This window comes from Streptococcus sp. 17.1 (assembly GCF_016648655.1).
GTDB classification, from domain to species: Bacteria; Bacillota; Bacilli; order Lactobacillales; family Streptococcaceae; genus Streptococcus; species Streptococcus salivarius_E.
Genome location: NZ_JACLQM010000004.1, coordinates 105,772 through 121,227, shown reverse-complemented (window position 1 = coordinate 121,227; position 15,456 = coordinate 105,772). Strand labels below are relative to the sequence as shown.

15 protein-coding genes are annotated in these 15,456 nt (G+C 41.2%); 13 read left to right on the top strand and 2 right to left on the bottom strand.

Features of this window, described 5'->3' with window-relative positions; genetic code table 11:
* Positions 1 to 4: 4 nt before the first annotated feature.
* The 4 genes from H7T99_RS04020 (at position 5) to nusB (ending at position 2,023) form a co-directional block, all read left to right on the top strand.
* Positions 5 to 460 (top strand): deoxycytidylate deaminase, encoded by a 456-nt coding sequence (locus H7T99_RS04020; RefSeq protein WP_002884736.1) that lies wholly within the window; start codon positions 5 to 7, stop codon positions 458 to 460.
* A gap of 115 nt (positions 461 to 575) precedes the next feature.
* Positions 576 to 1,136, top strand: a complete 561-nt coding sequence (gene efp / locus H7T99_RS04015) for an elongation factor P (protein ID WP_002891830.1) — start codon at positions 576 to 578, stop codon at positions 1,134 to 1,136.
* A gap of 70 nt (positions 1,137 to 1,206) precedes the next feature.
* Positions 1,207 to 1,596 (top strand): Asp23/Gls24 family envelope stress response protein, encoded by a 390-nt coding sequence (locus H7T99_RS04010; RefSeq protein WP_002884704.1) that lies wholly within the window; start codon positions 1,207 to 1,209, stop codon positions 1,594 to 1,596.
* Positions 1,589 to 2,023, top strand: a complete 435-nt coding sequence (nusB, locus tag H7T99_RS04005; protein ID WP_002884506.1) for a transcription antitermination factor NusB — start codon at positions 1,589 to 1,591, stop codon at positions 2,021 to 2,023. The genes H7T99_RS04010 and nusB overlap by 8 nt, the downstream gene beginning before the upstream one ends.
* 90 nt (positions 2,024 to 2,113) lie before the next feature.
* Here nusB and H7T99_RS04000 read toward each other — a convergent pair whose 3' ends face one another.
* Together H7T99_RS04000 and H7T99_RS03995 are read right to left on the bottom strand one after the other, a co-directional pair.
* The gene (locus H7T99_RS04000; RefSeq protein WP_008535584.1) at positions 2,114 to 3,079 is read right to left on the bottom strand and encodes a LacI family DNA-binding transcriptional regulator; all 966 of its coding nucleotides are present in this window, start codon (positions 3,077 to 3,079) and stop codon (positions 2,114 to 2,116) included.
* An 8-nt stretch (positions 3,080 to 3,087) separates the two neighbouring features.
* The gene (locus H7T99_RS03995) at positions 3,088 to 4,530 is read right to left on the bottom strand and encodes a sucrose-6-phosphate hydrolase (protein WP_037602598.1); all 1,443 of its coding nucleotides are present in this window, start codon (positions 4,528 to 4,530) and stop codon (positions 3,088 to 3,090) included.
* A gap of 188 nt (positions 4,531 to 4,718) precedes the next feature.
* Between H7T99_RS03995 and H7T99_RS03990 the strand changes: the two genes are divergently transcribed.
* The 9 genes from H7T99_RS03990 to alr all read left to right on the top strand — a co-directional run bounded on the left by H7T99_RS03990 (position 4,719) and on the right by alr (position 15,441).
* Positions 4,719 to 6,620, top strand: a complete 1,902-nt coding sequence (locus tag H7T99_RS03990; RefSeq protein WP_002884626.1) for a sucrose-specific PTS transporter subunit IIBC — start codon at positions 4,719 to 4,721, stop codon at positions 6,618 to 6,620.
* Positions 6,621 to 6,800: 180 nt separating this feature from the next.
* Positions 6,801 to 7,694, top strand: a complete 894-nt coding sequence (scrK, locus tag H7T99_RS03985; protein ID WP_002891824.1) for a fructokinase ScrK — start codon at positions 6,801 to 6,803, stop codon at positions 7,692 to 7,694.
* A gap of 65 nt (positions 7,695 to 7,759) precedes the next feature.
* Positions 7,760 to 8,707, top strand: coding sequence for a mannose-6-phosphate isomerase, class I (gene manA, locus H7T99_RS03980; protein ID WP_037602595.1), 948 nt, complete (start codon positions 7,760 to 7,762; stop codon positions 8,705 to 8,707).
* Between the two features lie 2 nt (positions 8,708 to 8,709).
* A complete protein-coding gene (locus tag H7T99_RS03975; protein WP_013991167.1) occupies positions 8,710 to 9,054 on the top strand; it encodes a hypothetical protein in 345 nt (114 codons plus the stop codon).
* Positions 9,055 to 9,236: 182 nt separating this feature from the next.
* Positions 9,237 to 11,786 (top strand): preprotein translocase subunit SecA, encoded by a 2,550-nt coding sequence (gene secA, locus H7T99_RS03970; protein WP_004183450.1) that lies wholly within the window; start codon positions 9,237 to 9,239, stop codon positions 11,784 to 11,786.
* 20 nt (positions 11,787 to 11,806) lie between these two features.
* Positions 11,807 to 12,838 (top strand): 3-deoxy-7-phosphoheptulonate synthase, encoded by a 1,032-nt coding sequence (locus H7T99_RS03965; RefSeq protein ID WP_037602593.1) that lies wholly within the window; start codon positions 11,807 to 11,809, stop codon positions 12,836 to 12,838.
* An 84-nt stretch (positions 12,839 to 12,922) separates the two neighbouring features.
* Positions 12,923 to 13,954, top strand: a complete 1,032-nt coding sequence (locus H7T99_RS03960) for a 3-deoxy-7-phosphoheptulonate synthase (protein ID WP_002884569.1) — start codon at positions 12,923 to 12,925, stop codon at positions 13,952 to 13,954.
* A 2-nt stretch (positions 13,955 to 13,956) separates the two neighbouring features.
* A complete protein-coding gene (gene acpS / locus H7T99_RS03955) occupies positions 13,957 to 14,310 on the top strand; it encodes a holo-ACP synthase (protein ID WP_022496303.1) in 354 nt (117 codons plus the stop codon).
* A 27-nt stretch (positions 14,311 to 14,337) separates the two neighbouring features.
* Positions 14,338 to 15,441: an alanine racemase gene (gene alr / locus H7T99_RS03950; protein WP_037602591.1), complete on the top strand. Its 1,104-nt coding sequence runs from the start codon at positions 14,338 to 14,340 to the stop codon at positions 15,439 to 15,441.
* The last annotated feature ends 15 nt before the right edge of the window (positions 15,442 to 15,456 follow it).

The window sequence follows — 15,456 nt, the reverse complement described above, 5'->3', positions numbered from 1 at the left end:
CTTTATGCCAAACCGTTTATCTTGGCAAGATTATTTTATGGCTAATGCAGAGCTGATTTCTAAGCGTTCTACGTGTGACCGTGCCTTTGTTGGGGCTGTTTTAGTCAAGGACAAGCGTATTATCGCTACAGGTTATAACGGCGGAGTTTCTGAGACTGATAACTGTAACGAAGTAGGCCACTATATGGAAGATGGTCATTGTATTCGTACGGTACACGCAGAGATGAATGCCCTTATCCAATGTGCCAAAGAGGGGATTTCTACCAAAAATACAGAGATTTATGTGACTCATTTTCCTTGTATCAACTGCACCAAAGCTCTCTTGCAAGCTGGTATTGTTAAGATTACATACAAGGCCAATTATAGGCCCCATCCCTTTGCGATTGAATTGATGGAACAAAAAGGTGTTTCTTATTTGCAACATGATGTTCCAGAGGTTCACTTAGGAATGGATGACTAGTTTGTTCTTTGAAAAAAGCCTGAGGATTGGGCTTGAATCTATAAAACATTTGAGCCATGCTATCATTTATGGTAAAATAAACTGATAATAATTTTTTACAAAGAGGTATTTAATAATGATTGAAGCAAGTAAACTCCGTGCGGGTATGACTTTCGTAACTAACGATGGCAAATTGATCAAAGTTCTTGAAGCTAGCCACCACAAACCTGGTAAAGGTAACACAATCATGCGTATGAAATTGCGTGATGTTCGTTCAGGTTCAACTTTTGATACTAGCTATCGTCCAGAAGAAAAATTTGAACAAGCAATCATCGAAACAGTACCAGCACAATACTTGTACCAAATGGATGATACTGCATACTTCATGAACACTGAAACATATGACCAATATGAAATCCCAGTAGCCAACGTTCAAGAAGAATTGAAATTTATCCTTGAAAACTCAGACGTAAAAATCCAATTCTACGGAACAGAAGTTATTGGTGTTCAAGTTCCAACAACTGTTGAATTGACTGTTACTGAAACACAACCATCAATCAAAGGTGCAACAGTTACAGGTTCAGGTAAACCTGCAACACTTGAAACTGGTCTTGTGGTTAACGTTCCAGACTTTATCGAAGCTGGTCAAAAATTGGTTATCAACACAGCTGAAGGTACTTACGTATCACGTGCCTAAGCCCAACTAAGTCTTTCAAACCACTGGTTTGAAGGCTTTATTTTCCAAACTAACGGAAAGGAAACATGCGATGACTACAGAAAATATCGGTGAAATTGTAATTGCCCCTCGCGTGCTCGAAGTGATTACAGGTATCGCTGCAACTAAAGTGGAAGGTGTTTATGCCCTTCAAAATAAAAATGTTACGGATAGTCTCAGCAAAACAAGCTTGGGACGTGGTGTTTATCTCCGAACAGAAGAAGATGGTACTGTAAATGCTGATATCTACGTCTCACTTCAGTATGGGGTTAACGTACCAGCGGTTTCAATTGAAATTCAAAAGGCTGTTAAAGCAGCTGTCTATGATATGGCAGAAGTGGCAATTTCAGAAGTCAATGTTCACGTTGAATCTATTGTTACTGAAAAGTCACAAAAACCAGACTTGGCTGAATTGTTTAACGAGGATTTTTTGAATGACTAATATCTTTAAAGATTCACGTCGTGACCTTCGTGAGCGTGCTTTTCAAACGCTTTTTGCCCTTGAATTTGGTGGAGAAGCTCTGGAACAAGCACATTTCGCTTACACTTATGACAAGCCAATTGACGAAGAAACTGAAGTTGATGTACCAGCCTTTCTCCTTAGCCTAGTAACAGGTGTCCGTGAAGAGTTGGCCCAACTTGATAGTCAAATTGAAGAAAAGTTGAAAGAGGGTTGGAGCCTCTCACGTTTGATTGTGACAGATCGTACTCTCCTTCGTTTGGGACTTTATGAAATCACGTCATTTGAAGAAACACCAGGACGTGTAGCTATTAACGAAATCATTGAAATCGCTAAAAAATATTCTGATGAAACATCTGCTAAGTTCATTAATGGTGTACTTAGTCAGTTTGTGACAGATGAGGCATAAGCAAAAGAAGTTGAGCGTTGTTTCAACTTCTTTTTTTCTACAAATGTAACAAGAAAAAAGTCGCAAGCGGAGATTTCTTGCGACTTTCATTTATATACTGCCACCAGCAATCAGACTCACTGGAAGTACATAATCACGATTAACTGTTTTGCCTTTAATTTTCTTGAGAAGAATTTCGACACAAAGCTTAGCAATTTCATCCAAAGGTTGTTGGATAGTTGCTAACTCTGGGTAGAAGTGACGGATAAAGGCGGTACCGTCATAACCGATGATTTTTAGGTCATCTGGGATAGAAAGTCCCAATTGTCTAGCTATCTTCATAACCAAGATAGCTGTTAAATCGTCCGAAACAAAGATGCCATCTGGTTTTTCACGAGAGATAATAGATTTGATTTCTAATTCTCGTCGCATGAGAGACAAATCGTTTGGAACAGGACAAATAATACCTTTCTTGTCCAATTCATAATTAAAACCTAGTTGACGAAGTCCTGTTGGAGAATCCGAATTATCATAGCCTGTAATCATGACAATGCGTTGACAGCCAGCCTTGACCATAGCTCTTGCGGCTAACTTGCCACCTTCAAAGTTGTCAGACGAAACAATAGGAATCTTTGGGGCGAGATTACGGTCGAAGGCAACGATGGGAGCTTCAACCTTCTCATAATCCTCAATACCAAGATTGTGACTAGACGAGATGATGCCGTCACATTGGTTGGCGGCAAGCATCTCCAAATAGTCTCTCTCCTTGTTAGGATCATGCTCACTATTACAAATAATGGTTTTATAGCCTTGCTTAAAGAGTTCATCCTCAAGACGTTCAATAAGTTCGGCATAAAATACATTGGAAATATTTGGGAAAATCAAGCCAACGAGTTTGGCCGACTTTCCTTGGAGGCCTCGAGCCAAATTATTAGGCTTGTAATTTAGCTCTTGCATGGCAGCGTGGACTTTGTCAATGGTCTTCTGTGAGAGGTAGCCCTTTTTGTTTATGACGCGAGAAACTGTGGTTGGGCTCACACCAGCCAGTTCGGCAACGTCAGTAAGCTTTGCGACCATAAATCACCTTAGTATTTCAAGTCGAAGTAGTGTCCAGAAACGTTTCCTGACGTTACTTTGATACCAGTTTGTTCTGCACTTGGGAAAACACGACTAGTGAAGACTTTCTCACCTTTGTTGAAGTAAATTTCAACGATTGAGTTATCTACAAAGATGTTTGCGGTTGCAGCTTGACCGGCATCAAGTGTACATTCACGACTTGTTCCAAAGTCAGTAGCATATTGTTCACCAGCTTTAGAACGGTCAAGGATAACTTTTCCGTTCTCAGTATCAACAGTAAGTGACAAGCCATTTCCTTCTTGGTCTGCGAAGAGGACAAGTTCTGTTTGAGTGTTAGCTTCAAAGTTAAGTTCAAGCTCGTAAGTGTTAGTTGTTGCCGTTTTTTCAGAGAAATCTTCTTGACTAGCACGTAAGCTTGTAATAGCTTCTACTGGGTATTGGTAGAGTTTACCATCTTTGATAGATAATTCTTTAACCAAGCTCATAGCACCTTGGTAGTCGTATTTGTCAGTTGGATAGTCCACGTCTGGGAGACCAATCCAGCTAACAATAAGGGCACGACCATCAGGAGTGTTAAATCCTTGAGTAGCATAAGCTTCGAACCCGTAGTCCAAGTTAATAATTGGTGTGCCATCAACAAGGGCAGGTTTTTCTGTGTCGAAATCTTGGAAAATCTTATAAGTGTTAGGGTAGATGTTACCGTAGTCAAGTTCAGCTTTATCGAGACCTTGTGGGCTATAAAGAAGAACAGGTTTGCCATCTACAAAGACAAGGTTAGGACACTCAATCATGTACTCTGACCCAGTGCCACCAAAGTCAAGATTACCAACCTCAACCCAGTTTTCGACATCATTGTCTACTGCCTTGTAAAGTTTGATATAACCTTGTTTATCGTGGTTTTGAGCACCTACGATAGCGTAGAATTGTCCCTTGTAATCGAAGATTTGAGGGTCACGGAAGTGCCCAGTAGCGTCAGCAGGTTGTTTGATAAGAACCTTGTCGAATTTTTCGATTTTGCCGTCTTTATCCATCCAAGCGCCGATTTGACGTGGGTCACGAACCCAGTTTTCATCACGAACGTTCCCAGTATAGAAGATAAAGAGTTTATCACCGATTTGATAAGCAGAACCTGAGTAGGCACCGTGGCTATCATTTTCATGGTCTGGCAAGAGTTTGACACCAGTTTCTGTAAAGTGAACCAAATCTTCAGTTTCAGTATGCACCCATTGTTTCAAACCATGAGCAGCTCCAAATGGCCAACTTTGGTAGAAAAGTTGGAACTTACCATTAAAGTAAGAAAAACCGTTTGGATCATTAAGAAGCCCTGTTTCTGGTTCGATATGGTAACTTGCACGCCAAGGTGATTTAGCGACATTTTCTCTAATCTTTGTTTTTTCTTCGTCTGTCCAATCTGCGTATGGACGGTAACGAACTTCTGTTGGTAGATTCATATTTAGTAATCTCCTAATCTATTTGTTAATAATATAGTAAACGTTTTACCTATAAAAATCAACGATTTATAACAAAAAATAAAAAAATATGCTAAACGGTTGACATATGGCAGAAAGATGCTAAAATAGTTATCGTAAAGAAAAGCTAAACGCTTTCATACCAAATTTTATTAAGGAGAATTTTGCAAATGGATAACAAACAAATTGCAAAAGAAGTCATCGATGCCCTCGGTGGACGTGAAAACGTCAACAGTGTTGCTCACTGTGCGACTCGTCTACGTGTGATGGTCAAAGATGAAAACAAAATCAATAAAGAAAAGGCTGAGAACATTGAAAAAGTTCAAGGTGCTTTCTTTAACTCAGGTCAATACCAAATGATTTTTGGTACAGGTACTGTTAACAAGATTTACGACGAAGTCGTTGCTCAAGGTCTTCCAACAGCATCTAAAGACGAACAAAAAGCAGAAGCTGCTAAACAAGGTAACTGGTTCCAACGTGCTATCCGTTCATTCGGTGACGTTTTCGTTCCATTGCTTCCAGCAATCGTAGCGACTGGTCTTTTCATGGGTATCCGTGGAGCAATCAATAACGATACAGTTCTTGGTTTGTTCGGTACAACATCAAAAGCTTTTGCTGCTACTGATTTCTATACTTACACAGTTGTATTGACAGATACAGCCTTCGCCTTCTTCCCAGCCTTGATTTGTTGGTCAGCCTTTAACGTATTTGGTGGTTCACCACTTCTTGGTTTGGTTCTTGGTTTGATGATGGTTAACAACGCCCTTCCTAACGCTTGGGATGTTGCATCAGGTGCTGCTAAACCAATTTACTTCTTTGATTTTATTCCAGTAGTAGGTTACCAAAACTCAGTGCTTCCAGCCTTCTTCGTAGGTTTGCTTGGTGCTAAGTTCGAGCAATGGGTTCGTAAATGGGTTCCAGACGTTCTTGACCTTCTCTTGCGTCCACTTATCGTCTTCGCAGTAATGTCAGCTTTGGCCCTCTTTATCATTGGTCCTGTCTTCCATACTGTTGAAAGCTATGTTCTTGCTGCTACAGAATGGATTCTTAACTTGCCATTTGGTCTTGCTGGTCTTGTTCTTGGTGGAGTTCACCAAGTTATCGTCGTTACAGGGGTTCACCACGTCTTTAACTTGCTTGAAGCTAACCTCATTGCTAATACTGGTAAAGACCCACTTAACGCTATCATCACAGCTGCTATGACTGCCCAAGCTGGTGCGACACTTGCAGTGGGTGTTAAAACTAAAGATGCTAAATTGAAAGCACTTGCTTTCCCTGCAACTCTTTCAGCGGTACTTGGTATCACTGAACCAGCTATCTTCGGGGTTAACCTTCGTTTCGGTAAACCATTTATCATGGGTCTTATCGCTGGTGCTGCTGGTGGTTGGTTGGCCTCAATCCTTAACCTCGCTGGTACAGGATTTGGTGTAACAATCGTTCCTGGTACTCTTCTTTACCTTAACGGTCAAGTGCTTAAGTATGTGATCATGGTACTTGTAACACTTGCTCTTGGTTTTGCTCTTACTTGGATCTTCGGTTACAAAGAGGAAGAAGTTGAAGCTCAAAAAGAAGTTGTTGCTGAAGATATTGCATCTGCAGAATCAGCTCCAGTTGCATTGCAAGCCGAAACAATCGCTGCACCACTTAAAGGTGAAGTTGTAGCTTTGGAAAATGTTAATGACCCAGTCTTCTCATCAGGAGCTATGGGTAAAGGTGCCGCTATTAAACCTTCAGGAAACCAAGTAGTCGCACCATTTGATGGTGAAGTGCAAATCGCCTTCCCAACAGGTCACGCTTACGGTCTTAAATCTGATAAAGGTGCTGAAGTGCTTATCCACATCGGTATCGACACTGTCTCACTTGACGGTAAAGGATTTGATGCTAAAGTTCAAGCAAATCAACGTATTAAAAAAGGTGATGTCTTGGCTACCTTCGATAGCTCAGTAATCACTGAAGCAGGTCTTGACGATACAACTATGGTTATCGTTACAAACACTGCAGACTTCGAAGATGTTTCATCAGTAGCGACTGGTTCAGTTGCTGAAGGTGCAGACTTCATCGCAGTTAAATAATAAGCTAGAAAAGTCGAAGCCAATTCGGCTTTTTTAGTTAAATGGCTCATAAAGAAAAGTATGAAGCAGAGTAGTCTGTACCTCCTTAAACAAGGTCTCATTTAGATTGTCTTTTGCCTAGCTTTTATTTATAATAGTATAAATAGTTATTATTGATCATAAAAGGAGATAGCTTTACCTATGGCTAAACTTTACGGAAGCTTGGAAGCTGGTGGTACAAAATTTGTTTGTGCTGTTGGCGATGAGAAATTCCAAGTCGTTGAAAAAACTCAATTCCCAACAACTACACCTTACGAAACAATTGACCGTACTATTGAATTTTTCAAACGTTATGAAGATCAATTGGCTGGAATTGCAATTGGTTCATTTGGACCAATTGATGTTGATCCAAACTCTGAAACATATGGTTTTGTGACTTCAACACCAAAACCACATTGGTCAAATGTCGACCTTCTTGGTTTGATTGCTAAAGAGTTTAATATTCCTTTCTACTTTACGACTGATGTTAACTCATCTGCTTATGGTGAGACACTTGTTCGTAAAGGTGTTAAGAGTCTTGTTTACTACACTATCGGAACTGGTATTGGAGCCGGTGCTATTCAAAATGGTGAGTTCATTGGTGGTATGGGTCACACTGAAGCTGGTCACGTATATGTACCTCTTCACCCAAATGATGTTTCCAATGAATTTAACGGAACTTGTCCATTCCACCGCGGATGTTTGGAAGGTTTGGCTGCTGGTCCATCACTTGAAGCCCGTACAGGTATTCGTGGCGAATTGATTGAGCAAAATTCTGAGGTTTGGGATGTTCAAGCTTACTACATTGCTCAAGCTGCTGTCCAGGCAACTGTGCTCTACCGTCCAGAAGTTATCGTCTTTGGGGGTGGTGTTATGGGACAAGAACACATGCTTCGTCGTGTCCGTGAAAAATTCACAGCTCTTTTGAATGGTTACCTTCCAGTGCCAGACGTGACTGAGTATATTGTGACACCTGCTGTTTCAGGTAATGGCTCTGCGACGCTTGGTAACTTTGCACTTGCCAAAGATGTAGCTGACAAACACTCACGCAAATAAGCAAAATATGTAAAATCGCTTTAAGACATGATCTTAAGGCGTTTTGCTCTATACAGGAGGATGTAATGGAACCTTTATTTTTAGATTCGCCAATGCATGAAAAAATCTGGGGAGGTAATCGCCTTAAGACAGAGTTTGGTTACGATATTCCCAGTGAACACACTGGTGAATACTGGGCAATTTCTGCCCATCCTAATGGTGTATCCTATGTCAAAAACGGGAAGTATGCTGGTTTTCATCTGGCAGAACTTTACAAGGATAAACCAGAACTTTTTGGAAATCCCAAGACTAGTGTTTTTCCTTTGTTGACAAAGATTTTGGACGCTAATGACTGGCTCTCAGTACAAGTACACCCTGATGATGCTTATGGACTAGAGCATGAAGGTGAGCTAGGAAAGACAGAATGTTGGTATATTATTGATGCTGAAGAGGGTGCAGAGATTATTTATGGTCACAAGGCTAAGACCAAGGAAGAATTGGCGTCCTTAATTGACGCAGGTGATTGGGACGGACTTTTATCGAAAACTCCTGTTAAAAAAGGTGACTTTTTCTTTGTACCAAGTGGTACCATGCATGCTATTGGTCCAGGTATCCTGATCTTAGAGACTCAACAATCTAGCGACACCACTTACCGTGTCTATGATTTTGATCGTAGGGATGATCAGGGCAATAAACGTGAGCTTCATATTCAACAGTCTCTTGATGTCTTGAATCTAGGGGACCCAGAAAATAGCATCCCAGCAACTGTTAAGACCTTGCAATTAGAGTCGACTTGTTTGACATCAAACTCCTTCTTCACCGTATATAAATGGAAACTCAGTGGCTTGGTTGACTTCAAGCAATCAGCTCCTTATTTGCTTTGTTCAGTACTTTCTGGCAATGGGACTATGACTATCGATTCACGCATTTATTGTCTAAAAAAAGGTGATCACTTCATTCTTCCAAATGATGTGACAGATTGGGAAATTGATGGACAATTGGAGATGATTGTCAGTCACCCTAACAAGGCTTAAGTATGAGTAATGAAAAAGTTTTAGCTGCACTATTTGAGCGTATTGAAATCGGCAAATCCTATTATTTTGAGGGAGCTTACTATCGTCTGAAAGATTATGGAGATCACATTTATGGCTTACAACGGGCCATTCCGGGTATGTGCGGTGAAAAAACGGCCTCCCCTAGCATCAAATTTTACTGGAAAAATGGTGTCTTGGACTATCAATTCTACGTTGATTTTGAAGCTAGCCCTATGATAATGAAGGCCTATAGCGGCACCGACCATGTCTTCTTTGAGCAGGCTTTTGAAAATCTCTTGCATGATTTTGAGGATATCCTAGAGAGCCAAGAGAACTCTAAGAAGTAGTTTTAAAGCATTATTGTCGATATTTTCAGTGAATCTAATAAAAAAGTTTTCGTTTATTTGCAAATCCATTGTGAAAGCCCTTAAACTAGGGCTTTTTTCTTTGTCAATCCTTGAGTGATTTCTTGTTTAAAGGGGGCTTTTGTGGTAAAATATGGAGATAAAGACTGTCGAAAGGAAAAAAGATGGCAAATATATTACGCAAAATCATTGAAAATGATAAAGGCGAAATTAAGAAACTAGAAAAAACTGCCAAGAAAGTCGAGAGCTATGCTGATGCAATGGCAGCTCTTTCAGATGAAGAACTTCAGGCAAAAACAGAAGAATTTAAAAAACGATATCAAAACGGAGAAAGTCTAGACCAACTCTTGCCAGAGGCATTTGCAGTTGTTCGTGAAGGGGCAAAACGTGTTCTTGGACTTTTCCCATATCGTGTGCAAATCATGGGTGGTATTGTTCTTCACCATGGTGACGTCCCAGAGATGCGTACAGGGGAAGGGAAAACCCTGACTGCGACAATGCCTGTTTACCTAAATGCTATTTCAGGTGAAGGTGTGCACGTTATCACCGTTAACGAATACCTTTCAGAGCGTGATGCAACTGAAATGGGTGAGCTTTATAGTTGGCTTGGTTTGTCAGTAGGGATTAACCTTTCAGCCAAATCACCAGCTGAAAAACGTGAAGCTTATAACTGTGACATCACTTACTCAACCAACTCAGAGGTAGGTTTCGACTATCTTCGTGATAACATGGTTGTTCGTAAGGAAAACATGGTACAACGTCCATTGAACTATGCCTTGGTCGATGAGGTTGACTCAGTTCTTATCGACGAAGCTCGTACACCATTGATTGTATCAGGTCCTGTAAGTTCAGAAACTAATCAGTTATATCATCGTGCGGATGCCTTTGTTAAGACCTTGACAGAGGATGATTATGCCATTGATATTCCAACGAAAACGATTGGTTTGAATGACTCAGGTATTGACAAGGCTGAAGAATTCTTCAACTTGGACAACTTATACGATATTGACAATGTTGCCTTGACTCACTATATTGACAACGCCCTTCGTGCCAACTACATCATGTTGCATGATATTGACTATGTGGTCAGTCCTGAGCAAGAAATTCTTATCGTTGACCAATTTACAGGTCGTACCATGGAAGGACGTCGTTTCTCAGATGGGCTCCACCAAGCCATTGAGGCAAAAGAAGGTGTACCAGTTCAAGAAGAAACGAAGACATCTGCCTCAATCACTTACCAAAATATGTTCCGTATGTACAAGAAATTGTCAGGGATGACTGGTACTGGTAAAACTGAGGAAGATGAATTCCGTGAGATTTACAACATGCGAATCATTCCGATTCCAACTAACCGTCCAATTCAACGTATTGACCACGATGACCTTCTTTACCCAACCTTGGATGCTAAATTCCGTGCAGTGGTACAAGATGTTAAACGTCGTTATGAAAAAGGACAGCCAGTCCTTGTTGGTACGGTTGCCGTTGAAACATCTGACTTGATTTCTAAGATGTTGGTTGAAGCAGGTATTCCTCATGAAGTGCTTAATGCCAAGAACCACGAAAAAGAAGCGCATATTATCATGAATGCGGGTCAACGTGGTGCCGTTACGATTGCGACCAACATGGCCGGTCGTGGTACCGACATCAAACTTGGTGAAGGTGTTCTTGACCTTGGTGGACTCTGTGTCATTGGTACAGAGCGTCACGAAAGCCGTCGTATCGATAACCAGTTGCGTGGTCGTGCGGGACGTCAAGGGGACCCAGGGGAATCTCAATTCTACCTTTCACTTGAAGACGAATTGATGCGTCGTTTCGGTTCTGATCGTATCAAACAAGTCTTGGAACGTTTGAATGCTGATGATGAAGATATTGTTATCAAATCACGTATGTTGACACGCCAAGTGGAAGCGGCTCAAAAACGTGTCGAAGGAAATAACTACGATACTCGTAAACAAGTCCTTCAGTACGATGACGTTATGCGTGAACAACGTGAAATCATCTACGCTGAGCGTTATGATGTTATCACAGCGGAACGTGACCTTGAACCTGAGATTAAGGCTATGATTACGCGTACGATTAACCGTACGGTAGATGGTCACAGCCGCAATGATCAAGAGGAAGCTCTTAAAGGTATTTTGAACTTTGCTCGTCAGGCTTTGGTTCCTGAGAATGCCATCTCACTTGAAGATTTACAAGAAGTGGGAGAGGTAACGAAACGTAGTGTTAATTATGACGCTATTAAAGTTTACTTGAATGAGTTAGCAGATGATGTTTATGATCGTCAAATCAAGAAATTGCGTTCAGAGGAAGCTATCCGTGAATTCCAAAAAGTCTTGATTTTGATGGTTGTTGATAACAAGTGGACGGACCACATCGATGCCCTAGATCAATTACGTAATGCCGTTGGTTTGCGTGGTTATGCACAAAACAACCCAATCGTTGAGTATCAATCTGAAGGGTTCAAGATGTTCCAAGATATGATTGGGGCAATTGAATATGATGTGACACGTACAATGATGAAAGCACAAATTCATGAGCAATCTCGTGAAAATGTGAATGAACGTGTTTCGACAACAGCAACAGGCAATATCCAGGCCCACCAAGCAGATGCTAATGGTCAAGAAATTGACTTTAGTAAGGTTGGTCGTAATGACTTCTGTCCATGTGGCTCTGGTAAGAAATTTAAAAATTGTCACGGTCGTAAACAATTTTAGGAAAAAAATAGGTAATTATTATGGTTTTTAAAGCAGTAAGTGAAAAAATTGATTTTGATGCAGTTAAAGAATCAACTACATTAACAGGTGAAGCCCTTGCCAAGAAACAAGCTCGTGATAAAGAGCTTGAAGCAATCATCAAGGGTGAAGATGACCGTACGCTTTTGGTTATCGGTCCATGTTCATCTGATAATGAAGAAGCTGTTCTTGATTATGCTCACCGTTTGGCTAAACTTCAAGAAGAAGTTAAAGATAAAGTCTTTATGGTTATGCGTGTCTATACAGCTAAACCTCGTACAAATGGTGATGGCTATAAAGGACTTGTACACCAACCTGATGCTGAAGGGAAACCAAACCTAATTAACGGTATCAAGGCTGTGCGTAACCTTCACTACCGTGTTATCACTGAAACTGGTATCACAACTGCTGACGAAATGCTTTACCCAGAAAATCTTCCTTTGGTAGATGACCTTGTGTCATACATTGCCGTTGGTGCACGTTCTGTAGAAGACCAACAACACCGTTTTGTTGCGTCAGGTATTGATGTTCCAACTGGTATGAAGAACCCAACATCAGGGAACCTTAACGTCATGTTTAATGGTATCTACGCTGCACAAAACAAACAAAACTTCCTCTTTAACGGTGAAGAAGTTGAAACTTCAGGTAACCCATTGGCACACGTTATTCTTCGTGGCTCAACGAATGAATATGGTAAAAACGTGCCTAACTTCTACTATGATGATGTTCTTGAAACAATCGAACATTATGAACAAATGGGCCTTGAAAATCCGTTCATCGTTATTGATACAAACCATGATAACTCAGGTAAACGTTACTTGGAACAAATCCGTATTGTTCGTCAAACCTTGATTAACCGTGACTGGAATGAAAAAATCAACAAAGTTGCACGTGGTTTCATGATTGAATCTTACCTTGAAGATGGCCGTCAAGATGCGCCAGATGTCTATGGTAAATCAATCACTGACCCATGTCTTGGTTGGGATAAGACAGAAGAATTGATTCGTGAAATCCACGATACTTTGTCAAAATAATAAGGTAACAGAAACCATATATGGGGAGTGAACCGTTTGGATGACCAAGCGGTTCGCTCTCTTTTCACAAAGAGAGGGAAATAGATGGGAATTCATCAAAATAGTCCGCTTATTGATGTAGCGGAAGTAAGGAAATTGCATGCTCTTACGGGAGATGCACTAGTAACTAAACAGGCTAATGATGAGGCTTTGGCAAAAATTATCAAGGGTGAGGACAAACGTATTCTCTTGGTTATTGGTCCATGTTCGTCTGATAATGAAGAAGCTGTTCTTGACTATGCTCACCGTTTGGCCAAACTTCAGGAAGAAGTGAAAGATAAAATCTTTATTGTTATGCGTGTTTATACAGCTAAACCACGTACTAATGGGGACGGTTATAAGGGGCTTATCCACCAGCCAGATGCAGAGGGTGATGTAGACCTTCTTGCTGGGGTTAAGGCAGTTCGCCACCTTCAGTCACGTATTATTACTGAGACAGGTCTTCCCATCGCTGACGAGATGCTTTATCCGTCAAATCTTTCCTTCTTTGATGATTTGCTTAGCTATCATGCTGTTGGAGCACGTTCTGTTGAGGACCAAGAGCACCGCTTTGTAGCTTCAGGTATTGATGTGCCAATTGGCTTGAAGAACCCAACGTCAGGGAATTTGAATGTCATGTTTAATGGTATCTATGCTGCGCAGAATCAACAGCATTTCCTTTACAATGGTGCTGAAGTTAAAACAGATGGTAACCCACTCGCTCACGCTATCCTGCGTGGTGCCAACAATGAAAATGGTCAGAACATTGTCAACTACCATTACGAGGACTTGGTTAAGGCTTTGGACAAGTATAGTGCACTTAATCTGGAAAATCCATTTATCCTTGTTGATACTAACCATGACAACTCAGGTAAAAACTTCATGGAGCAAGTTCGTATTGTGCGTGAAGTCCTTCTTAACCGTGAGTGGGATGAGCGTATCGCGGATACCGTGCGTGGCTTTATGATTGAGTCTTACCTTGAGGATGGTCGTCAAGACACACCTGAAGTTTATGGTAAATCAATTACAGATCCATGTCTTGGTTGGGATAAGACAGATAGCCTTATTCGTGAAATCCACAATCGACTTTCGTTATAATTATGATTTTTGGATATGGTATAGACTTGCAGGAAATTTCAGCTGTAAAAAAGGCTTATGACCGTAATCCACGCTTTGCAAAAAAGGTATTGACACCAAAAGAGTGGGAGCGTTTTGAATCCCTTTCTGGTAATCGTCAGATGTCCTATTTAGCAGGGCGTTGGGCCGGTAAGGAAGCATTTTCAAAGGCCTGGGGTACTGGTATTGGAGCAGTCGGCTTTAAGGATATTGAAATATTGACCAATGACAAGGGAGCTCCAGTGGTGACCCAATCACCTTTTGAAGGCAAGGTTTTTATCTCGATTTCCCATAGCGGTGATTTTGTTCAGGCAAGTGTCATTTTAGAAAAAAACTAAGAGATAGATGTTGGAAGAGGATAGCTTATGATTTCAAGTTTACATCGACCAACCTTGGCAAAGGTTGATCTATCAGCAATTTCAGAAAATATTGAACAAGTGCTTAGTCACATCCCTAAACAGGTGCAGACTTTTGCAGTTGTTAAGGCCAATGCTTATGGTCATGGCGCTGTCGAAGTGGCCAAGCATGTATCTAAGCAGGTGGATGGTTTTTGTGTTTCCAACCTAGACGAGGCGCTTGAACTTCGTCAAGCTGGCTTAGAACAACCGATACTTATTTTAGGAGTAGTCTTGGCAGACGAGGTTCCTTTGGCTATTCAAGAAAACATCACGCTGACGGTAGCTTCGCTAGAGTGGTTGGAAATGACTAAGAATCAAGGGCTTGATTTGACTGGTTTAACCTGTCATATTAAGGTTGATTCAGGTATGGGTCGTATTGGGGTGCGTAGCCAAGGGGATGCGGATAGCTTGATTGCTGGTCTGAAATCACTTGGTGCGAATGTCGAAGGTATTTTTACTCATTTTGCAACGGCTGATGAGGCAGATGATAGTAAATTCAAGCGTCAATTGGCCTTCTTCACGGATTTGGTTAATAACTTGGTGGACCGTCCTCGCTTGGTACACGCTAGCAACTCTGCGACAAGCATCTGGCATGCAGAAACAGTCTTTAATGCGGTACGTCTGGGTGTCGTCATCTATGGTCTCAATCCTAGTGGCAGTGTTTTAGACCTTCCATATAACATTCGTCCTGCTTTAAGTTTGGAGACAGCACTTGTTCATGTTAAGACCTTGCCAGCAGGTCAAGATGTGGGTTATGGTGCAACGTATACGACGACAGCTGATGAGGTTATTGGAACCATTCCGATTGGCTATGCGGATGGTTGGACCAGAGATTTACAAGGTTTCCACGTTATTGTGGATGGACAGCTTTGTCCTATTGTTGGGCGTGTGTCTATGGACCAAATCACTGTTCGCCTTCCTAAGGTTTATCCCCTAGGAACTCCTGTTACTCTTATGGGTGAAAATGGAGGAGCAAGCATCACTGCGACAGAGGTGGCTGAAAAACGTGGTACTATCAACTACGAAGTTCTTTGTTTGCTTAGTGATCGTGTACCTCGTAGCTATGATTAATATAAATAAAAAGAG